The 20473-nt window shown below is 64.9% G+C and carries 15 protein-coding genes; 2 read left to right on the forward strand and 13 right to left on the reverse strand.

The features are described 5' to 3' along the window. Nucleotides 1-73: 73 nt before the first annotated feature. The 4 genes from OVY48_RS10840 to OVY48_RS10855 all read right to left on the reverse strand — a co-directional run bounded on the left by OVY48_RS10840 (nt 74) and on the right by OVY48_RS10855 (nt 7343). The gene (locus OVY48_RS10840; protein ID WP_210385375.1) at nt 74-745 is read right to left on the reverse strand and encodes a hypothetical protein; all 672 of its coding nucleotides are present in this window, start codon (nt 743-745) and stop codon (nt 74-76) included. Continuing rightward, on the reverse strand, nt 742-1665 hold the full coding sequence (locus tag OVY48_RS10845; protein WP_151606859.1) for a DUF2493 domain-containing protein: 924 nt from the start codon (nt 1663-1665) through the stop codon (nt 742-744). Before OVY48_RS10845 ends, OVY48_RS10840 begins: the two co-directional genes overlap by 4 nt. 312 nt (nt 1666-1977) lie before the next feature. Then, entirely contained in the window at nt 1978-3015 is a 1038-nt protein-coding gene (locus OVY48_RS10850) for a toprim domain-containing protein (RefSeq protein ID WP_151606857.1), read from the reverse strand. Continuing rightward, nucleotides 3015-7343 (reverse strand): strawberry notch family protein, encoded by a 4329-nt coding sequence (locus tag OVY48_RS10855; protein WP_167713024.1) that lies wholly within the window; start codon nt 7341-7343, stop codon nt 3015-3017. The genes OVY48_RS10850 and OVY48_RS10855 overlap by 1 nt, the downstream gene beginning before the upstream one ends. Here OVY48_RS10855 and OVY48_RS10860 point away from each other — a divergent pair. Both OVY48_RS10860 and OVY48_RS10865 read left to right on the forward strand, forming a co-directional pair. Further along, a complete protein-coding gene (locus OVY48_RS10860; RefSeq protein WP_235926271.1) occupies nt 7342-7932 on the forward strand; it encodes a hypothetical protein in 591 nt (196 codons plus the stop codon). The genes OVY48_RS10855 and OVY48_RS10860 overlap by 2 nt on opposite strands. 101 nt (nt 7933-8033) lie before the next feature. After that, nucleotides 8034-8402, forward strand: a complete 369-nt coding sequence (locus tag OVY48_RS10865; protein ID WP_151606846.1) for a hypothetical protein — start codon at nt 8034-8036, stop codon at nt 8400-8402. A gap of 115 nt (nt 8403-8517) precedes the next feature. Here OVY48_RS10865 and OVY48_RS10870 read toward each other — a convergent pair whose 3' ends face one another. The 9 genes from OVY48_RS10870 to OVY48_RS10910 all read right to left on the reverse strand — a co-directional run bounded on the left by OVY48_RS10870 (nt 8518) and on the right by OVY48_RS10910 (nt 20455). Then, nucleotides 8518-10641 carry a ParB/RepB/Spo0J family partition protein gene (locus OVY48_RS10870; RefSeq protein ID WP_151606845.1) on the reverse strand — a complete coding sequence of 708 codons (2124 nt, stop codon included), beginning with the start codon at nt 10639-10641 and terminating at the stop codon, nt 8518-8520. 175 nt (nt 10642-10816) lie between these two features. Continuing rightward, nucleotides 10817-12010, reverse strand: a complete 1194-nt coding sequence (locus tag OVY48_RS10875; protein ID WP_151606843.1) for a DUF932 domain-containing protein — start codon at nt 12008-12010, stop codon at nt 10817-10819. Nucleotides 12011-12200: 190 nt separating this feature from the next. Continuing rightward, nucleotides 12201-12893, reverse strand: coding sequence for a Fic family protein (locus tag OVY48_RS10880; protein ID WP_151606841.1), 693 nt, complete (start codon nt 12891-12893; stop codon nt 12201-12203). Nucleotides 12894-12925: 32 nt separating this feature from the next. Further along, nucleotides 12926-13810: a hypothetical protein gene (locus OVY48_RS10885; protein ID WP_151606839.1), complete on the reverse strand. Its 885-nt coding sequence runs from the start codon at nt 13808-13810 to the stop codon at nt 12926-12928. A 129-nt stretch (nt 13811-13939) separates the two neighbouring features. Further along, complete coding sequence (locus OVY48_RS10890; protein WP_151606837.1) at nt 13940-15010, reverse strand: hypothetical protein; 1071 nt, start codon at nt 15008-15010, stop codon at nt 13940-13942. Between the two features lie 46 nt (nt 15011-15056). Further along, nucleotides 15057-17681, reverse strand: a complete 2625-nt coding sequence (locus OVY48_RS10895) for an AAA family ATPase (protein ID WP_151606836.1) — start codon at nt 17679-17681, stop codon at nt 15057-15059. Between the two features lie 77 nt (nt 17682-17758). After that, complete coding sequence (locus OVY48_RS10900) at nt 17759-18883, reverse strand: hypothetical protein (RefSeq protein WP_192798596.1); 1125 nt, start codon at nt 18881-18883, stop codon at nt 17759-17761. Further along, on the reverse strand, nt 18880-20127 hold the full coding sequence (locus OVY48_RS10905; RefSeq protein WP_167713030.1) for a type II toxin-antitoxin system HipA family toxin: 1248 nt from the start codon (nt 20125-20127) through the stop codon (nt 18880-18882). Before OVY48_RS10905 ends, OVY48_RS10900 begins: the two co-directional genes overlap by 4 nt. Further along, the gene (locus tag OVY48_RS10910) at nt 20120-20455 is read right to left on the reverse strand and encodes a helix-turn-helix domain-containing protein (RefSeq protein ID WP_126848722.1); all 336 of its coding nucleotides are present in this window, start codon (nt 20453-20455) and stop codon (nt 20120-20122) included. The genes OVY48_RS10905 and OVY48_RS10910 overlap by 8 nt, the downstream gene beginning before the upstream one ends. Nucleotides 20456-20473: the final 18 nt, after the last annotated feature.

Raw genomic sequence — 20473 nt, forward strand, 5'->3', positions numbered from 1 at the left:
CGATCAGTCTGACCAAGGACCAGCGCAGATAAGCGGGGGTGGTTTTCGCGTCAGGAGCCGTTCGTTTTCCCGGTCAGCCATGATGAGCCGGACGCAACCCGGGTGGAGTGTTGGCGATGAAATCCCGGTAGGCGTAGTTGATGAGGTCGCGGATGAGTTCGAGGAGCCCGCCGACGGGTAGGCCGTCGAACGGATCGCCGTGGGCCATGCCGTTGCGGCGCTGGCTGAGACACGGTTCGGAGGCGCCGGTGACGAAGCCAATTGCGGTGCCGCCGGTGCGAACAATCATGGGAATGTGCGCGTCGTCGAGGCCGTCGGTATCCACCATGTGCTTCAGCAGCGTGGCGAACGAGCGCTTCTTTTTCGGTATCTGGCCGCCGTACCTGTCCATCAGCGTCAGCTCCAGGGCGATGAGCGCCGCGAGCTCGCCGGCCTTCAGCACATCGAGATCGATCCAGCCGAGAAGATAGAGCGCCTGCGCGCGTCTGAATTTGAACTGGACGATGTCGGGTATGCGGGAGTCGATGCCGAGGCCGATGATGAACCGTCGCCATTCATCGGGTTGGTTGAATTGGATCATCCCTCCGGGGAGCCCGGGCGATGGCCATGCGATGATCAGCGGCGCATCGCGCGCGGCAAGTTGAATGTGGTCAAGATCCAGATACGCCTCCTGTCGGCAAGAACTCAGTGTTTCAACCGACAGTATCAGATTGCGGTCAGTTGTCTGAAGTCGTGCGGCGCTCACGCGCCGCCGAACTTCCAGACCGGGATGCTGAGCTTCTTGGCCTTGTCGGCGAGGTTGTCGTTGATGCCGGTGCCGGGGAAGTGCATCACGCCCTTGGGCAGGATTTCCAGCATCTCGTCGTTTCGCTTGAAGGGTGCTGCGCGGCCGTGCTTCGTCCAGTCCGGTGCGAAGCCGATCTGCGGCACGTTACGGTTCGTCGCCCATAGGGATGCGATCTTTTCGGCGCCTTTCGGCGACTTGCCGTGCATCAGCACCATGTCCGGGTGTTTTTCGTGGACCTGATCGAGCTTGGCCCAGATCAGCCGGTGGTCGTTGAAGTCGAGCCCGCCGGTGACAAGGATTTTCGGACCAGGGGGAAGAAGGATTGTCTGCTCGGCGCGCCGTTTCGCTGCCAGGAAGTCGCGGCTGTCGATCATCGCCGAGGTGAGATTGCGGTGGTTGACCCTTGACCCGCTGCGCGGAAGCCAGGTCCTGCCGACGTGGCGTTCGTAATGTTCGGCTGCCTGGTCGCGCATCAGTTCGAAGGCGTTCTGACGTTCGATCATGGTCTGGCCCTCCGCGATCAGGCGCTCGAGTTCGACGGCCTTCACCTCGCTGCCGTCCTGTTCACGCTGCCCGCGGCGTTGCGCCTGCTCGTTGTCGTCGAGTTCGCGCGCGATCCGGTCGGTGGCGCGGTGAAAGACGTTGACCGTCGACCAGAGGAGATCGTCGAGGTCGGGCTCGAGGCGAGTGTCCTCCAGCGTCCCAATCAGGGCGTCGAAAATGTCGGCGATGGCGCCTGCGACCGCATTGCCGTCCGGGAGGAGTCGCTGGTCGGGTTCATCCTCGAAGGGACGGTAGCCGTGGAGCTGAAGCTCGGTGAGCACATGGTCGGTCGGTGATGAGGCGTGATGCGGTTCGAAGTCGTCGTGCTCGCTCATGGGATGCTCCGTCGGTTGGACCGCGACCGTCGCGGGCTTCATGGCGACGAAAGCCGGCGGGCGGGCCGGCCCTGCACCCGGAGCGCAGCGCAGGGCCGGAGCGTCAGCGGAGGATGGCGGAGGCCGGCGATTTTGCCTCGCGATGGAAAGGCGCGGCACGCGCCGCCGGAAAATCGTCGGCCGCAGCCATTGTTGGGCGGGCCCGTTTGCTGGCCGATCGCCCTCTCGAAGGCCGAGACGCGGTCCCCCTCCGACGGTTGGTGCATCTGCGAGCACGACGACGCACGGCCATTGTCAGTCTCCCGTGCCGGGCTATGCCGCCAGCGCCATGAACCTTGCGACATCCTGGGGTGCAATCTGCATCCGCGACTGCTGTCGGAGATGCTCGATGCCGAGGGTGCGGAGATCCTCGTTGAAGTCCCCGAGCGCCGGCGAGATGACAATCGCCTCGATCCCGACGGCGTTGGCCCGTTCGATCAGGCTGTCACGCGCACCGTCACCGGCCGGATCATTGTCGCGCACGATGTAGAGCCGTCGCAGCGTATCGGGGAACAGGATGGCGGCGAGATGTGCTGCCGAGAGCGCCGCCAGCATCGGCATGTCGGGAAGCACCTGTCGGAGCGACAGGACGGTCTCGATGCCTTCGCCGGCCGCCATGACCTCGCCGCCCATGCCGAAGCGCACCGCGTTGCCGAGCAGGTCGCCCATGGCTCGCCTCGGCGTGTCGATCGGCGCCTTGTCGCGCGATCGGGGATCGAGCCAGGTTCGGTGCGCGCCCGTGATCTTGCTGTCGAGATCGGTGACGGCGGCGATCATCGCCGGCCATGTCTCGGTCGGCGAATGCTCGTCGGGCCGATAATAGCAGCGCGGATGGAAGCGAAGGCTTCCGGTTCCGCGTAAATCCGTAATGCCACGTTCCCGTAAATACGCTTGCACGATTGTGCCCGTTATCGGCTGCGACATGCCGATGAGACGCCGCGCCGCTTCCGGCGAGCCGCTCGGCGCGGGGCTCCGACGCTCGTGCGATCGTGGCTCCGGTTCCGGCGGCGGCATGCTGAGAAAGGTCCGTGCCTCGTCGGCCACGTCCTTGAAGTCGATCAGGCCGCAGCTTTCACGAATGACGTCGAGGAGATCGCCGTGTTCGCCAGTGGCGGCGTCGGTCCATTTGCCCGCGACGCCTTTCGGTGTGTCCTTCAGCCGGACGTACATCGAGCGGCCGGGCGTGTTGCGCGCGTCGCCAACCAGCCAGTAGCGGCCCTCACGACGTCCGCTGGAGAGATAGTGCAGGCACACCGCCTCGGCCTGCCGGCCGAGACTGTGCGCAAGGTCGGAAGCGTCCTGCCTGGCCATCACGCAGCCTCCCGCTCGGAGATGCGCGCAACGGGGAAGGTGTCGAGCAGCTTGGCGAGGATGGCGGGCCCTGATGCATCAACGGGCACGAAGAAGCGCAGCTTCCATGAGATGATCTCGCTGAAGAGGCCATAGGCGCGCAGCCGATCACGCATCGCGTCGGTGAAGCCCGATAGTTCGATGCGGTTGGTCCCCATCACACGGGCGCGGCGCAACTGCATGCCCTCACTGACATCGAGGGTGGTCGTGCCGTCGATCAACGCTGTGAAGGCGGCATCTGGCGTGAGCGTGCTTGCGCCCATGGCGCTGGCGTTTGCGGCCCAGGCGGGCGAGACGCGGCGACCGATGATGCGCTCGCCGGCATCGGTCTGGAGCCGATAGACCCGCGTCGACTCGTTGGGCAGCCGCTTCCAGATCGGCAACAGCAGGCCGGCGACGATATGGATCGTGCTGTCTGAGAAGTCCGGCACATCGTTTAGTTCCGCCCACCACGCTGCGGCGAAGGCGGCGCGGTCGGCTTCCTCCCAATGGCTCTCGTCCAACATGCGCAGCGGCGCGTAGTGCTGCTCCATCGGCCGGATCAGGCAGACGCGCCGTTCGATCTCACCATCGTCGAGCATCATGGATGGCGCTGGGATCTGCACAGCGGCCCGGCCGGATCGGGCGTTGACGAGTAGCCGCGCGCGGGGATCGGCGAGATGGTCGATCGCCATGTCGAGCGTGGTAGGGCGATTGCGCTCGCGCCGCGTGATGGTGAGCAGCCGCGTCTCGGCGCCGGTGCCCGGATGCGTGTGGATCACCTGACTGTCCGTGACGATGAAGCTCTCGGCCTGCAGCGTCTCCAATCCGAGATCATAAACGCCGCTGCGGATCGCGCCCTCGATCTTGGTGGTGAGGAGCTGCTCGAACGCCGTGAAGAGTACGCCCTGCAGATCGATGGTCAGCGCCAGGAGCCGGTTCAAGAAGGTGGTGATCGGCGGCAGCTCGTCCTTGATGCCCTTGTCGTCCATCAGCTTCAGGCCGGTGGCGGACTCGAAGCGGTCGAGCGAGCACCCTTCCACCTTGCCGCGCACCAGCAGGAGATAGAGCTGGCGGAGCGCATCGCGCGCATAGTGTGATTCCAGATTGTCCTCGGGGCGGAACAGGCCCTGTCCACCGGTCTGGCGCTGGCCACGTGTGATCGCGCCCAGCGTGTCGAGCCGGCGCGCGATGGTCGAGAGGAAGCGCTTCTCGGCCTTCACGTCGGTCGCGATCGGCCGGAAGAGTGGAGGCTGCGCCTGGTTCGTTCGGTTGGTGCGGCCAAGGCCCTGGATGGCGGCGTCGGCCTTCCAACCCGGTTCGAGCAGATAATGGACGCGCAGGCGCTGGTTCCGCGCCGCGAGATCGGCGTGATAGCTGCGCCCGGTGCCGCCGGCGTCAGAGAAGACGAGTACGCGCCTCTGGTCGTCCATGAATGCGGCGGTTTCCGCGAGATTGGCGGAAGCAGCTCGGTTCTCGACGGCAAGGCGGTCGCCCTTGCGCACCACGCGGCGCGAGCGGCCCGTCACTTCGGCCACTATGTCGGTGCCGAAGCGCTGGACGATCTGGTCGAGCGCGCCTGGCACGGGCGTCAGCGAGGCGAGCCGTTCGATCAGCTCGTCGCGCCGGGCGGCGGCTTCGCGGCTTTCGACGGGCTGGCCGTCGCGAAAGACGGGACGCGATGACAGATTGCCCTCGCTGTCGGTGAACGGCTCGTAGAGCTGCACCGGGAAGGAATGAGCGAGGTAATCCAGGACATATTCCCTGGGCGTGATGTCCACCCGGACGTCGTTCCATTCCTCGGTGGGGATCTCTGCGAGACGCCGTTCCATCAGCGCTTCGCCGGTCGAGACGATCTGGATCACGGCGGAATGGCCGTCGGCCAGGTCCTGCTCGATCGAGCGGACCAAGGTCGGGGTCTTCATGCTGGTCAGCAGATGGCCAAAAAAGCGCTGCTTGGCGGACTCGAACGCCGAGCGCGCGGCCGACTTCGCCTGCCGGTTCAACGTGCCGCTGTCGCCGGTGATGTTGGCGGCCTGCATCGCCGCGTCGAGATGATTGTGGATGATGGCGAAGGCGCCGGCATAGGCATCGTAGATGCGCGTCTGCTCGGGCGTGAGCTGGTGTTCGAGCAACTCATATTCGATGCCGTCATAGGACAACGATCGTGATGTGTAGAGGCCAAGCGAGCGCAGATCGCGCGCCAGCACCTCCATGGCCGCGACGCCGCCATTCTCGACCGCCTCGACGAATTCGGCCCGGTTGGCGAAGGGAAAATCCTCGCCGCCCCACAGGCCGAGCCGCTGGGCATAGGCGAGATTGTGGACGGTCGTGGCGCCGGTCGCTGAGACGTACACGACGCGCGCGTTCGGCAGGGCGTGCTGGAGGCGCAAGCCCGCACGGCCCTGTTGCGAAGGCGAGACATCGCCCCGTTCTCCCTTGCCGCCACCGGCGTTTTGCATGGCGTGGCTTTCGTCGAAAATGATCACTCCGTCGAAATCGGAGCCCAACCAATCGACGATCTGTTTGACCCGCGAAAGCTTCTCACCGCGGTCGTCGGACCGTAGCGTGGCATAGGTGGTGAAAAGGATGCCTTCCGCGAAACGGATCGCGGTGCCTTGGGGGAAGCGCGACAGGGGCGTGACCAGCAGCCGCTCCATGCCGAGCGCGGACCAGTCGCGCTGGGCGTCCTCGAGCAGCTTGTCCGACTTGGAGATCCAGACCGCCTTGCGCCGGCCCTGGAGCCAATTGTCGAGGATGATCCCAGCCGACTGGCGGCCTTTGCCGGCGCCGGTGCCATCGCCCAGCATGAAGCCCTTGCGGAAACGGACGGCGTTTGCCGCGTCGTCCGGCGCGGCCGAGACGAGATCGCGGGTTTCGTCGACGGTCCAGGCGCCGGCGAGATATTCACCATGAGCCTCGCCCGCATAGATCACCGTCTCGAGCTGGGCGTCGGACAGCACGCCGTCGCTGACGATGTGGGTGGGAAGCAGCGGCCGATAGCTCGGCTTCGGCGGCGCGACCGACGCCATCGCGGCCGATTGCACCAGCTTCGTGGGATGCGGCAGCGCGTCCGGGATGCGGATCGACTGGAGCGCATAGGTCTCGTAGATCGAGTCCGACAGGCGACCGCCCTCGGGCGGCGTCCAGTCGATCGTCTCATAGTCGAGCGACACGCCTTCGGGCTGGGCGGTGCTACGCGCAGGCGCAGCGGACGCAGCCCGAGCGAGATAGCCGCGCACGGTGCGTGGAGCGACCGGCACATCGACAGTCGTCTTAGGGAGCGACACCGGCGAACGGGCCGGAACCTGCTGGTCGATCCATGCGAGCAACGTCGCGACATTGGGTGCGAGGCCGGCCGAGTCCGGAAAGCGGGTGGGGTCCTCGGCCGGCGCCTTGTCGATGACGGTCAGGCGCGTCTCGATGGTCGTGCCATGCTTGGCATAGACCGAGCCCGCGACGGCGGCCGTGAAAACAACGCGCCCGAGCTCCTGCATACGGATGAAGGCGTCGCGCCACGCAGGGGCGTCGGGTGAGAAGTTTGCGCCGGTGATCGCGACCAGGCGGCCGCCATCGGCAAGACGTGCCAGGGCCGAGGCGACATGGCGATAGGCGGCGTCTGCCACCCGTCCTGTGACGTTGGCCATCACCGAGAACGGCGGGTTCATAATGATGACGCTGGGAACGGCCGTCCGATCGAGATGATCGTCGATCTGGGCGGCGTCGAAGCGCGTGACCGGAATGGCCGGAAAGAGTGAGGCGAGGAGATCGGCGCGCGTGTCCGCAAGCTCGTTGAGGATGAGCGCGGAACCGGCGATTTCGGCGAGGATCGCGAGCAGGCCGGTGCCGGCCGAAGGCTCCAGCACGCGGTCTGCCGGGGTCAGCGATGCCGCGGTCAGGGCGGAGAGCCCGAGCGGGACCGGCGTCGAGAATTGCTGGAAGGCCTGCGCTTCTTCGGAGCGACGCGTGTGCGTCGGAAGAAGACTGACGATCTTGGTCAGCGCGGAAAGGCGTGAAGCCGGCGAAGCGGCTTTGCGGAAAAGCGCCTTTCCGTATTTGCGCAGGAAGAGGACCGTCGCGACCTCGCAAGCGTCATAGGCCGTCTTCCAGTCCCAGGCGCCGGCCGCATCGGACGCGCCGAAGGCCGCTTCCATGGCGGTGCGTAGCGTTCCGGCGTCGACCGGTCGGCCCTGTTCAAGTGGGTGAAGGAGGTGCTCGGCGGCGGCCAGCACGGCGGAGGCCGGAGGGATCGCGGGCGCGACCGGATGCGAGACTGCCGGGACGGCAGCCGGAAGCGAAGCGTGGAGCATGATGGAGAACCTCGGAGAGCTGAGACGGACGAGCCGGCCCGACGCTCTCTCTCGACCGGACGGGCTCAAACCCGTCCCGGCCGTCCTCTCACTCTGGCGCGGGGTGAGCCCGATTCATCGCTCCGCCTTCCGGCGGCGGCGATCTGACGCTAAACTTTCCTGGGAAAAGAAGCCGCGGCGCCTCAGCTTACTGGAGTTCGCCGTGCCGGGTGAGAAAGAGGCAGGCGAGATGAAGGGCAGCGCGAGCGGCATCATTGCGGCGGGTTGTCTGGCGGTCGGGTTCGGCGCGGGGTTCGTTCTCCGGCCGGTGATCGCGCCGGTGTCCGCGTCGCCGGCTGTCGCGGCCGGGGTCGCGCAGCCGACGGACAGTGAGGCGACGGCGGCGGTCCGCCGCCATCGCCTGTTCACGGGGACTGCGCTCACCAAGGCCACACTGAAGCTCGGCGACTGCTCGCCCGGTGGCGTCGGTCCGGGCGTCACCTGCATGACGCAGCTCGTCATGGATCCAACCAAGGCGGGCGCGACGCCGCAGAACCGGCCGATCGGCTTCGCGCGAGTGAAAGGCCAGTGGGAGGTTGCGGTATGGTAGAGGCGGTCGAGGATGGCGACGTTTCCCTAGTAGGGCGATCGCGGCCTGCGCATTCGAGGGCGCAGGATTATTTCGCGATGGCTGAAAGCTAGGTCGTTGCAGTGGAAGCTCTCGCGCCCCAGGCCGACCAGGCGGTCGCGCCTTTTCATATGATGGTCGGGCATGCGGTTGAACTGTCAATGAAGGCCGTTCTGGCTCATGCGGGCCGGGACGAAGAATGGTTGATGATGGCCGGTCACAGCCTCGACCGCTGTTGTCGGCAGGCTCTTTCAAGTGGCTTCTCGGGGCATGCGAATGAAGAGCTGGCGGCGCTGGTCGACTTGCTTGACGGGCCGCATTACGACCAACGCTTCCGCTATCCCGTGCTGTTCGGAGGAACTCCGCATCTCATAGCCGCTGATGCGGCCGAGACCCTGCGCCTTCATCTGGAAGACGTCAGGATATGGCTTTCGTCAGGTTCGCCGACATGAAGCCAGGAGCCCGGCGCTGAGCCGGGCTCCTCTGGATGGTTCGGTAGACAGGGGGCCTTGGGGCGCTTCGTCAGCGAAGAATTCGCGGAGCGGCCGTAGCCGCTCCGCGACGCGCTCATTCGGCCGCGACGAGCTGGGCGTCCTCGTCCTCGGCGGCCGCCTCCTCGTCGTCGCCCGTGAGGAAGTCGGGCAGCGCGGTCTCTTCGTTCTCGCCGCCGGCCTCGGTGTCCGGGGTGGCCGCCTCGGGCTCAGCGACCAGACGCAGCGGCTCCGGCAACCAGCCGGATTCGGCCAGCAGGCGTTCGGCCTCCTTGGCCATGTCGCCCTTCTTCAGGTGGTCGATGAGTTGCGCTGCCTGATCGCCAGCGCCCTCGCGGACTGCCTGAAGGATGCGGGGCTTGGTGACCCTACCGAGATAGTTGCCGACGGTCGGACGCCAGCCGACGTCCACCATGTCGAGGCCAGTGGCGCGGGCCAGTCGGTCGGCTTGGCCGAGCCGCATGTCGAGGCCGTGCTGCGAGACGCCGTTGCCGCCATAGGGGTTAGGCTTCTCGTAGAGCGCATTGACGCCGTAGCTCACGCAGTGCGCCAGCAGCGCCATCCGGCTCGTGTCGTCGAGCGCCGCCAGCCAGTCCCAGAGCGCATCGTCCTCAGCGGGAATGTCGCCCGCCCAGCCCTCGTGGCGCTCATGCACTGCGCGAGCCGATGGACTGTCCTTCAACGCATCGTCCTGCACCGGGAAGAAAACGTGACTGACGGAGGCCTCCATCGCACCCTTGTACATGCGATGCTGGAAGGTGTCGGAGACCACCTTGTGCAGGAGCGCGGTCATCGCGACGTGCGGGTTGTCGGCCAGTGCATTGCGCAGCGCCAAGGTGCGATGGGCCGTCAACTCGGTGACGAGGCGATCGGGCAGCGGCTTGATCGCATCGTCCTCGTCGTCCTCCGGCTCGGCAGGCTGGCCGCCGATCGTGATGACGGCACGCTGCACGATCGGTTCGGCCGGATCGCCGCCGGCTTCCATGCCAATCTCGCCCTCGGGGGCGATCGGCGCTTCGTCCTCGGCCCGGACATAGCCGCGATCGATGTCGACCTGGCCGTCATGGGCGATGCTGATGAACACGCCCGCGCGGGCGATATCGTCGGTCTCGTAGCGGAAGGGTCGCGCCTCGAGGGCGGCGAGCGCCGTCTCGATCTCGCCGAGCCGCTGGTCAACCTCGTCCGGCAGCTCGTCGGCGCCCTCATATTCGGCCTCGAGCTTCTGCTGCTCGCCGATCAGGGCGTCGATCGTCGCCTGTTCCTCGGTCGTGAGGTCGAGGGCATCGCCCTGCAGTTCGCGCAGGCCGCGGGTCGCGTCATAGGGGAAGCTGACCGCGACCTCGATCCATTTCCAACCCTCGGTCGCGACCGTCTCGGCGGTGACCTTCAGCTTTTCGGCGACCAGACGATCGAGCAGCGCCGGATCCTGCAGCCAGCCGCCATCATCGGATTGGAAGAGATCGCGCATGGTGACGCCGCCGGCGGTCTCATAGGCCTCGACGCCGACGAAGATAGCCCGCTTGTCGGACGCGCGCACCGTGGTCTCGGTCAGCATGCGCCGGATCTGATACGGCTCCTTCGACCAGGCGTCCTTGATCGCCTCCCAGACCTGCTCCTGGCGGGCGTGGTCGTTCGACACCGTGAAGGCCATTAGTTGCTCCAGCGTCATACCGTCCTCGGCATAGACATCGAGCAGCGCCGGCGATGCGGACGCGAGGCGCAGCCGCTGCTTGACGACCTGGGTCGGCACGAAGAAGGCTGCGGCGATTTCTTCCTCGGTCATGCCCTTGTCGCGCATGTCCTGGAAGGCGCGGAATTGGTCGAGCGGGTGCAACGGCGCGCGCTCAATATTCTCGGCGAGCGACACCTCTTCGGGGAGGATGCCGCCGTCGCGCTCCCGGACGACGCAGGGGACCGGCGCGACCTTGGCCAGGCGCTTCTGCTTCACCAGCATCTCCAGCGCGCGGAAGCGGCGGCCGCCGGCCGGCACCTCGAACATGCCGGTCTCGTTGCCATCGGCATCGACGACCGGGAAGACGCTGAGGCTCTGGATCAGGCCGCGCCGGGCGATCGAGGCCGCCAGGTCCTCGATCGAGACGCCGGCCTTCACGCGCCGGACGTTGGACTGGCTGAGCACCAGCTTGTTGAAGGGGATGTCGCGCGAGGACGACAGGGTGATCTTTTGAACGGCAGTAGCCATCGGGATAGTCTCCGCGACGGGCGACCGAGAGACTCTCTCTCAACCTCCAACCCGTCACGGAGCGAAGCGCCGCCCTCTTCCTCTAAAGGGGGCAGCGCCACGGACCGGTGAACCGGAGAGACACGGAAGCGCAAAGCCGGAGCCACGGAAAACCGCGTCCCCGGCGTCACGGAGATCAGGCCGCTCGATCGAGGAGCTTCTTGGCCTTGGCCTCCATGTCGAGGCGGGCGTCTTGATGGGGCTTGTCGCGGGCGACGGCGGTGATGCCCTGAACGAAGTCGAAGATGCTCACCGGCGGGCGGCCTTCCTCAGCCAGTACCGTGTCGATGATCTTCCCGGCCTCGGCCTTGGAGAAACCGCGACGGCGCAGGAAGTCGGTGCGGTCTTCGTCCGTTCTCGCCACGATTCGCTCGCGCGCCGCCTTGATCCCGTTGACGAAGGGCAGGGGCGAGGAGTTCGCGAAGTTCAACAGTGCTGGGGCCGCCTCATGTGCAAACCGGTTGGCGGCGTATTTGCTGTGGCGGATGGTGATTTCCTCGAAATCTTCCACGCCCCACAAATTTCGATTTTGGCAGACCGCGCGGAGATAGAAGCTCGCCATGCCAAGTGTCTTGGCGCCGACCTCGGAGTTCCAGCAGTAGAAGCCGCGGAAGTAGAGATCCGGCGAGCCGTCCGGCAGGCGGCCGGCCTCGATCGGATTCAGGTCATCGACCAGGAACAGGAAGACGTCTCGATCGGAAGCATAGAGCGTCGTCGTGTCCTTGGTGATATCGACGCGCGGATTGTAGACGCCGGTCGACCAGTCGAGCACGCCCGGTACCTTCCAGCGGGTGTCACCCGTGCCGTTGCCGGCGATGCGCTGCACGGCTTCCACCAGTTCTGCGTCGAATATCCTCCCATAATCTGGGCCGGTGACGGCGCGCAGTTCCGTGCGACCGTCATCGGTTTCCAGCGTCTTGATCTGCTCGGCGCGATTGGATGTCAGGCCATATTGCAGGTTGATCCCGGCGAGCGCGGCCGGGAGCTGCCGTAAATAGGCGGCGGGTGCGCCGACCAGGCTGGCGAGTTGGCCGAAGGACCAGTGCGTCGGCGCAATGGCCGTATCGGTGCCGGGCAGGATGAGGGCCAACCGCTCCGGGTTGTTGCGGTTCGCCTCGACATGGATCAGCGCGCTTTCCACCACGCGCGTCTTGCTGCGATCGGCGCGGTCACGCACCGATCGCGCCAGCTCGGACAGCGAGAGGTATCGCTCGTCGGCCGGACGCGAGAACCACTCAGACGAGACGCGACCGACCCGCTCGCCGCGGCTGACATCCACCTTGTAACCGCCGGTCGTGTCACGGCGCGCATCGAGAACTTGCATGTTCATGGGACCAATCTCCACGACGGGCGCGGGAGCCTCTCTCCCAGCTATTTACCCGTCACGGAAACCGGTCCGCACTCTCACTCTCAGGGGCGTTGCGGGGTCTCCCCGCAGAAGGGGTCGGTCGAGACCTTGGGCTCGGCCGCAGGGGAAGGCCTTCCCCTTCAGGACATTGGTCGAATTCGCTCTCGCTCGTTCACGATGTGTAGGGGGAGGCGCTTCCAACATGCTTGCGGGGAGCGTCAAACGGCCCATCGAGGAAGAAGGCGAGATACTCGGCCACCAGGCCCAATTCTTCGTTTTCTTTGCCGATCGGAGCCCGGGTGAAGATTTCCAGCGCCGTAGCGAGCAGCCGGTCATAGGGGCGCGGGTGAATGGCAAAACGCGAGGAGAGCGGGTAGCCGAAATCCGTCGCCATGGCCGCGAAGATGGCACGTTGAACATGGCCATTGCCGTCAAGGAAGGGGTGAATTTTCCCAAACCAGCAGAAGGTGTAGGTCAAGGCGATCAGCCTGCCGAAGTCGTCTGCATTGGTGTCCGCAAGCAAGTCTCGGGAGTTCTTCAGCAACTCGGCCATGCGCGACACCACTTCGCCGGGCAGGCAGAATTCATAGTCGTTACCCGGCTCGAGTTGGCTCTCGGCAGAAATCCTCCGGTCGAAGAGCGCGGTGCCGGGCGTGCCGCGATAGGTGCCTGCATATTCGGGGTGATCGGACGGCGCGAAAGGCGCAAACAATTCCCGATGCAAGTCGAGCGGATCAGCCAAGATAGCCTGTCGCCGATGGGGATCTGCAACGATCTCGGTCAATAGCTGTCCGCAGCGCGCGGACATGGCGGCGTCATAGTCTTTCGTCGCGTGCGCTTGCCATCGTGGCGGGTGCTTCGTCATTGCTCAGTTCTCCCCGGCTTGTGTCGCGCGCTTTAAATGAGGAATGGTTGGCGTGGGCCGGGCCACTCGTCGGTTTCCATCTGGAGCGCGAGATCAGCGCTGGCGATGCGCCGCAGGCTCGATGCGGCGATGAACTGCACCCCCAAAGCGAGCTTGACCACCTGCAGCCGCTTCAATCCTGCCGGCTTGTATCGGCTTTCGACATAGGGCGGGAGGGCACCAACGACGGCCTGGACGCGTCGGTCATCGCGGTGCGGGCGCGCGTCCGCCATACGGCGGGCAAGCGACGACAGATTGTGGCCGTCCTTGCCCTTTCTGAAGGACTCCGGATCGACACCGTCCCGGACAAGGGCCGCCTTCATCGAAAGTTCGGCCACCATACAGATCGGCTGGATTACCGAGTCATGGCTGAACGTCGTCGGGAGGGTGTTCGCCACATCTTCGAGATTGGACCGCGCCATGCACCAGAGCGTGGTCGCCGCTGGATTCCCTTGTTCGACTTCATTCAAACCATTGGTGAAATCGTGGAGATCGGCGACCGCGAGAGAAACTTCGCCGGCAATTGCCCGATCCTGCCTACACCAGTTCCACCATTCCTCGGCGCTAGAGAACCCTGCTACCCGCCAGGGCTGGAGCGACACCTGGCCGAATACGACCGGGAAGGTGAGCTTGCGGACCTGATCGACGGACGCAGCGAAACCGATCCCAGCACCTGGCCAGCTCGTGCTGACCTCGGGCACCATGGCGGTATAGGTGTCCATGATCGGTTTGACTTCGGGGTTTCCGCCGACCCCCATGACGAAGTTGGAACCGAGAAGCTCCATTGCGGCACGGAATGGCCGCTGATGGACGTGGATGCCTTCCTCCGCGTATTTGAGATCGAGCCGTCGAAGATCGTCCAACGTCCATGCGGTCATGTGCGATTTTCCTTCCTTGCGGATTTCAGGATTCCGAGATCTTCGGAAATCCGCTTTTGAGACGGCGCGAGGGTCGAGAGCGCTTCGACTGCCGCCCACCACGAACAGAACCGCGGTCCCACGTCTTCTTCATTCGTATGGAAGCTCCCCGAACAGCCCGATCATGAGATCACCGTCGTAGAGCGAGAACGGAATCTCGACATAGTGGTCGCGATGGCGAGGCAGCGCGCGGCCATCGTTCGGGCCGTTCTTGGTGTGGCCGCGAACGTGCTCTCCACCTTCCTTGATGTAGGGCAGCACAACGAGGCGGCCGTGATTGGTGGAGAGGATCGTCCCTTCCTTCCAGATCGTCGCGCCTTCGGACTCTCGCGTCGACGATGTCTCCTTGACCAGCCAGCCGACACCGCCATCCGGCTCGTACCAGAAGACAATGCCGTTTGAGACAAGCACGTGTTCGCCTCGTGCAAGCGCTTCGGCGAGCATCCGCTGAACGCTCGCGAGCTGAAGCAATTGATTGGCGCGGGGCAGAAGGATCTGCCGGATCCTGGCCTTTGTCTTTCCCCAATGGGTGCTGGCGCTCAGACCGAAGCCGTTGGCAATCTTTGCACGTTCTGCGATCTGCGCGCCTCTCTCGCCGGGCTGATAGGGTTTCGACCAAACGCCATCCGGGGCCAAGTATAGAAGGACGTAGCGCCATTGGTTGCCCGAGCGTCCTACCTTGGCCACTTTCAGATACGGCATCGTGGCCAGTTGTTCGGCAAGATCCTGACGATAGCGCTCGGAGTCCGGCGCGAGTTTTAAAGCGGCTGCGTCCGGCCGCTCGTCATCAGCGTGACGGCGTAGAGATTCGGCCAGCATCAGTGCTTCTTCGTCTTGCAGACGCTGTTTTGCCTGCAGGGTCTTGTCAATCTTGAGTTCGAGCGATCGTTTGACAACGGGATCCATGGCACGCGCGGAGAGTGCCTGACGCAAGGTCGGATTGAGTGCATTGGCGGCCGCGATTGCAGCTTCGCGACCAGGATAATGATCGGTAAAGACGCTGTCGTTTTCGCCTGGCACCATGCGCTCTCGCCAGACCGGTGCGAGCTCACCCTTGTCGATGAGCTCCTGCATCAACCAACGCTCGAACAAGGGACGATAGTGAGGCCAGACGGCCAGGACGACATCGGACGCCCGTTTCAACTCGGACCATTTCACCATCGGCCGTCGCCTCCGACGTGGGGCAATGTGGCGTGATACAGCATCATCATGCAGCCTTCTCCTGACGGGTCCGGATGTCGGCGATCCATTTTTCCAGCGCGTCGATCTCTGCTTCGATGACGGAAGGTGCGGGCAGCCGCGGATTGATCTCTCCAGGCTGACTGTGAAGCAGCGCGGAACAACGTCCGAACGCTTCGCGCATCACGGTGCAATCCCCGGCCGTAAGGACAGTGAGTTTGATGAGACCCATCGTGTCGACCTTGCGCGAGAGGCGACGGATCACCGGCCCGATAACCTCCTCGACGGCGCGTTCCCAAATGGTGCGAAGCTGGTCCTGGAAGGACGTCACCTCGCGCAGCCATTTTGCCTGATCGCCGCGTTCGTGATGGATTTTCACATTGGCAAGGTGCGCCTTCATCCCGTCGATCACCTTGTCGAGCGGCATGACATTGGCGGGTGGATCCTGGTGGCAATAGCCGGCGTTCTCAGCGCCGCGGCTGATGAGGCGGTACGCAACCGGCGTCGCTTCCCGGTCCTTGGTCGCCCGGCAGGCTTCATCGAGTAGAAGTAAGAACGCCATGTCATGAGTGAACACGATCACCTGACGGGTCTGCCCGGCCTCAGCCAATCGGGCGGCGACCCTGTCGCGATGCAAATGGTCGAGCGAGGACACGGGATCGTCGAACACGATCGCTGACTGCGCGTCGATGGTCGACAGTTCGGCGAGGAAAGCCGCAAGCGCGACGCATCGGTGCTCGCCTTCGCTCAGAACCTTCCCCACCGGCTCGCTGGGCTTATTGATGAGCCGGACCTGGAAGAAGGGCACGCCCGCCGTGGTCTTGGCCTGCTGAAGCTCGATGGCGAGACCGGCGACGCCGAGCTTGTCCACCTCGATTGCGAACCGACCACGCAGGCGGTTGGTGACGAGCGCTTGCGCGATACGGGCGCTCTGGGTCGTGATTTTGTTTGTGGTCGTGTCCTTGCTGGCTTTCTCGATCACCTCGATGGCCTTGAGGCGCTCGATCTGGGCGAGAACATCGGCTTTCACCAAGCCGAGCCATTTGCGGTCCGCAAGGCCATCGCGCTCGGCGACGAGTGCGACGCGCCGCGGGGAGCTGGCCTCCGACTGCAAGCCTTCGATACGCGTGGCGATACCGCTGAGGGCCGTGCGCAGCGGATCGAGGGAAATGGTGGCCGGGGATGGAAGGTCAGACGGGGCCGCGTCGCCATGGGTTCGCAATATGGCGCGCAGCCGCCAAGCCAGGTGGAGGATCTCGCGGCGAAGGGTCCTCGCCACTTCTTCCTGGCCGATGTCATCGCGCATCGTCGCGACGATCGCGGCGAGAGACTTCATCGAGATGGCTTGCGACGCGACCTCTTCGAGCTTCTCGTCATATGCGTCCACAGCTTCCTGCTCGCGGCGCTTGCTCTCGTCCTGCACGAAGGCTTCGAAGCTGCTGAGCCGCTTCGAGGCTTCTTCGCTGAGCGGCTGCTGGCAGAGGACGCAATGGGCCCCAGTACCCGCTACGGGGAACGGCCGATCAGGATACGCGGATGCGCGGGAATAATCTCGGGCCGCCTCCCACAAGACCTTCCAGACGTCCGAGCCGATGTCGGGCAGAGGCTCATCGGCGAACAGGTTGGCGGAGGCGGCAGCGGCAGCGGAGCGCGCCGTTGCAAGGCGCGTATGGGCGTCGCGTAGCGCTGCCCGGGTTTCGTCCGTGGCGGCGACCATGAGCGGCTCGATCTGCTCGATCGCCGACTTGATGCGGGCTTCCTGGCTCTGGAGCTGGCGGACCGTGCGCGCAGGGTCGCTGGCCAGGTCGGTGTTCAGCGTTTGCAGCCGGGTTTCTTCTTCCGCCGTCAGGCCCGCTAGCTTCTCGACGCCTTCCTCCTTCGTCTTGCCCGACAGGCTAGCGATCAACTTGCCGACCAGCGTGTCCGGTTTGCATTCGGGCTTCGACAGGATCGCGGGTGTCTGCTCTTGGAGCGCTTTTATCTCGGCGGCCAGTTTGGCCTTCACATCCTGGCATGCTTGCGCGAGACCCGCGAGGATCCGGAGCGGCAACGGCGTATAGGCGAGATCGTTGGTGTTCTCGACATGCACATTGGCAGTGCGCGAGTCGAAGACACTGACGGCCGAGAGCATTGGATCAGGCGCGCTTCCCTGAATCCAGGATGCGCTTCGCTTCTGTCCGCCGATGAAGAAGTCAACGCTGGCGGTGGGGGTGCCGGAACCAGCCGCATAGATGTTGGGAAGGATCGCGTCGCCCTTCGGCGAGCGTGCCCGGCAGAGTTGCTTTAGGACGCGGGCGTAGCCGGATTTGCCGGCGCCGTTGTCGCCATAGATGACCGTGAGACCGGTCTTGCCGAAGGATAGACGCTCGCCCGGTGCGAGGGCATTGACGTTCGACAGACCATGGAGCGCGCCGAGGCTGACGATGGCGTGGCTAGCTGCCGGGTCCCTGATATGGCTTGGGTCGAGGGAAGCGGCTTGGTCGATCGCCTTACAGACAGCGACGAGGGCCGTGATGTCGGCGCTTTCTAGCTTGGGCTGACTACACAGCCGGCGCAGCGCATCGCGCTGCCAGGCCGGCAGGTCCGCCGACCATTTGAGGATGTCGGCCAGCGCCGCTGCCTCATTCGAGAGATCGGTCTCCTGCGTTTCCATCTTTCTGTCCCCTAATCGTGCCGTGTCCGATGTGGCCGGCCGTTTCCCCATGATGCTTATGTTTGGTGTTCACCGGATCAGGTGCCCCCTCTGATGCGTCGCTCCTCACCGATCGGGATGATCCAGCCGCCGGCGCGATCCGGCCGAGCAAATTCGTCCGGACCCACTGTCTGCGTCAGGCGGATACGAACGCTTTGCAGCTCCGCGTCGATAACGGCACGAATGAGATCGCGCTCGATGCCGACGAAGACCGGCCGGAGGTTGAGGCGAGCGAGCGCCTCCTGATCGGCGGGCGCAACGTCGGTGTCAGCGACCGGCCCGGCACGGGTGACGATCCCTCCGATCAGTCCGCCCATGGCTGTGGCCTTTTCCACCTCTCTCACCGGCGTGGCATCCAGCAACGCTCGGGCGCGTTGGAGGTCCCCTTGGAGTCTTCGCGCGAAGGGCTGGTGGGTGAGGCCGCGGAGCGCACTGGCTAGCTCAGCGTGCCCGAGCGACTTGATGAGATTGGCGATATGGAGGCGGAGAAGCCCGATGAAGAGCGCGTCTTTCTCCTCCGGCTTGATCGGCTCGCCTTCATCGACTGGATCGCGGACTGAGAGGTGGGCGTCGGTCGGATTTGGCGCCGCCATCCCCCAGCGGGTCGCGATGGCAATGCGCTTTACTGTGACCTTCCGGCCTCCGGCGGTGAGATCTATCCGTCCGGCCTGAGCCCAGGCGCGGTTCAATGCTTTGGCCGGGCCGCCACTATCATGGCAACCCTTCGCTTCGGCCACGGTCAAGGAGGACAGGTCGGACGCGCAGGCGATCCAGTCGGGCAGGTCGCCACGGGACAAGCGCGTGACTTTGACCTGTCGGCGGCGATCGAGGTCGATGATGCGGCTGCCGAGATGCGCGAAGATCGAAAGGTTGAAGTAGCGTTCCAGATAGGCGCGGGCAACGAAGCGGCCGAACAGGCCAGATAGCGCGACCTTCACCTCGCGGGCCTGTCCAAGCGGTTCCCGGAAGATGAAGGGCGTACCCGCGCCGGTTGGCGTCAACAGCGCGTCCAGGATGGACCACGCGCCATATGCCGCCCCTGGCGTCTGCAACACTTCGCGAATCCCGGCGTCCTCGATCTCCGAGACTTCGAGGTCGACGGTCGCGCCCGTGACAGGGCTGGATGCGGGCGGATCGAAATTGTGCAGGAAGGTCCTCGTCATAGCGCCAGCGCCCGCTTGAGATCGTCATGCTCGAAAGCGCTGGCCATGCGGCTGATCTCCGCCGATCGAGCGCCGACCGCCTTGGCTGTATCGCGCCAGGTCGCGGTCACGATCGCGACCTCTTTGATAATCGCGCGGGCCTGCGGCAGTGTGAGCGCGAAAAACTCGGACGCCGCCTCCAGCAGATCGAGCGAACAGGTGCCCTCGTCGAGATCGATGTTCGTGGTCAGCACCCGCGCCTTGAGATCGGTCGGAACGGGATTTAGGTCGTATGCTGGCGAGAGAGACCAACCCGCCTTTCCCAGCCACAGGAAACCGTGATTGCGGAGGTGGTCGTCGACATTGGAGATCAGCACATTGAAGACGACACGCCGATAGAGGGCATGGGCGTCCGTCTTCCCCTGAGCGCCGTGTTGAGCAAGGGCATCGACGATCTCCGGATAGCTGCCGCGCTCGCCGTCCTTAGCGCCCATCATCGCCATCGCCGACAGGAACGGGATGCGGATCGCACCGTCGCGATCGAAGCGTCGCGACAACATGACCGCCTTGCCGGCGACGTCGATCAGCTCGTGTTGAGGCGTGGCAATACGTGCCTGGCCGGCTAGCCGCAGCGCGATCTCTTCCCAGGTCTCCATACTGTAGTCGTCGGTCTCCTTCGGGAATTTCGCTATGGAGAGGTGACCATGTTGGTCGATGACCGACGCCTTCGGTCGGGCACCGCCAAGAGAGGAGCCTGGGGCAAAGATGAGCTGTAGGTCTTCATCCGTTTCCTCGTCCCGGAGAATCCGTTCGGTGATCTGGAGCAACCGGCCGAGCTCGATTAGGGCAGGAACGCCTGCGCGGATCGGCGCTTGGAAAATCTCTTCGCCGACCCAGCGGAAACGGAGTGCGCCAAGCCGGGTCTCGTCGGCGACGCCGAGCAGGTAGTCGCTTTCTACAAGCGTGCGAACCGCGCGGCCTTCTCGATCGGCGAGACGGCGTTCGGCGCGCTGCATGAGGCGCCGGCCCCAGGTATCCGGCGCTGAGTCGCCGATGGAGCCGAAAGTCGCAAGACCGGCAGGAGGGGCGAAGGCGCCGCGGGTCAGAGCAAGAGCCGGCTCCAGGGAGAAGCGGTCGGGGTCCTCAAGCCATGCGCTGTCATACTCGAAGAGGATGGTCTCGGTGCCCCGGACGCGATTGCTCCTCGCCAGTCCGATGGGGCGTGTGCGACCGTCCAAATCGATATGGACCTCGAAGTCAGCCATCGCGGGACGATCCGGTTGGCCGCTTGAGGTGGACATGCTTGGGCAGGTCGGCGCTGGCGAGCGCCTGACCGACGCTGTCGTTGCTGATGTCGGCGACCTGGCTCAGGCCGTCGAGGAGGCCGAGCGCCTGCAGGACGCCGGCATAAATGCCGACGCTGACGTTGGTGTCCCCGGCTTCGACCCTTTGCAGCGTGGAGCGAGACGTGAAGGCGCGCTCGGCTACGACCGCCATCGGCAGCCGTCGGCGTCGACGGGCATCATGGATATCCGCCCCAAGCTTGCGCAGCGCGCGCCGCACCGCAGCAGGAGGGTTGTGTGGAGTGGGCATTTTGACACCTTCGCACTA

The sequence above is a fragment of the Sphingobium sp. SA2 genome, from assembly GCF_032227065.1.
In the GTDB taxonomy this organism is placed as follows: Bacteria; Pseudomonadota; Alphaproteobacteria; order Sphingomonadales; family Sphingomonadaceae; genus Sphingobium.

Bases quoted from the DNA above. Each gene is read 5' to 3' on its own strand.
- OVY48_RS10855 (WP_167713024.1), bottom strand. From the start codon at position 7,343: ATGCTCCACGCTTCGCTTCCGGCTGCCGTCCCGGCAGTCTCGCATCCG.
- OVY48_RS10885 (WP_151606839.1), bottom strand. From the start codon at position 13,810: ATGACCGCATGGACGTTGGACGATCTTCGACGGCTCGATCTCAAATAC.
- OVY48_RS10845 (WP_151606859.1), bottom strand. From the start codon at position 1,665: ATGAGCGAGCACGACGACTTCGAACCGCATCACGCCTCATCACCGACC.
- OVY48_RS10905 (WP_167713030.1), bottom strand. From the start codon at position 20,127: ATGGCTGACTTCGAGGTCCATATCGATTTGGACGGTCGCACACGCCCC.
- OVY48_RS10900 (WP_192798596.1), bottom strand. From the start codon at position 18,883: ATGACGAGGACCTTCCTGCACAATTTCGATCCGCCCGCATCCAGCCCT.
- OVY48_RS10895 (WP_151606836.1), bottom strand. From the start codon at position 17,681: ATGGAAACGCAGGAGACCGATCTCTCGAATGAGGCAGCGGCGCTGGCC.
- OVY48_RS10880 (WP_151606841.1), bottom strand. From the start codon at position 12,893: ATGACGAAGCACCCGCCACGATGGCAAGCGCACGCGACGAAAGACTAT.
- OVY48_RS10850 (WP_151606857.1), bottom strand. From the start codon at position 3,015: ATGGCCAGGCAGGACGCTTCCGACCTTGCGCACAGTCTCGGCCGGCAG.
- OVY48_RS10890 (WP_151606837.1), bottom strand. From the start codon at position 15,010: ATGGTGAAATGGTCCGAGTTGAAACGGGCGTCCGATGTCGTCCTGGCC.
- OVY48_RS10860 (WP_235926271.1), top strand. From the start codon at position 7,342: ATGATGGAGAACCTCGGAGAGCTGAGACGGACGAGCCGGCCCGACGCT.
- OVY48_RS10910 (WP_126848722.1), bottom strand. From the start codon at position 20,455: ATGCCCACTCCACACAACCCTCCTGCTGCGGTGCGGCGCGCGCTGCGC.
- OVY48_RS10870 (WP_151606845.1), bottom strand. From the start codon at position 10,641: ATGGCTACTGCCGTTCAAAAGATCACCCTGTCGTCCTCGCGCGACATC.
- OVY48_RS10875 (WP_151606843.1), bottom strand. From the start codon at position 12,010: ATGAACATGCAAGTTCTCGATGCGCGCCGTGACACGACCGGCGGTTAC.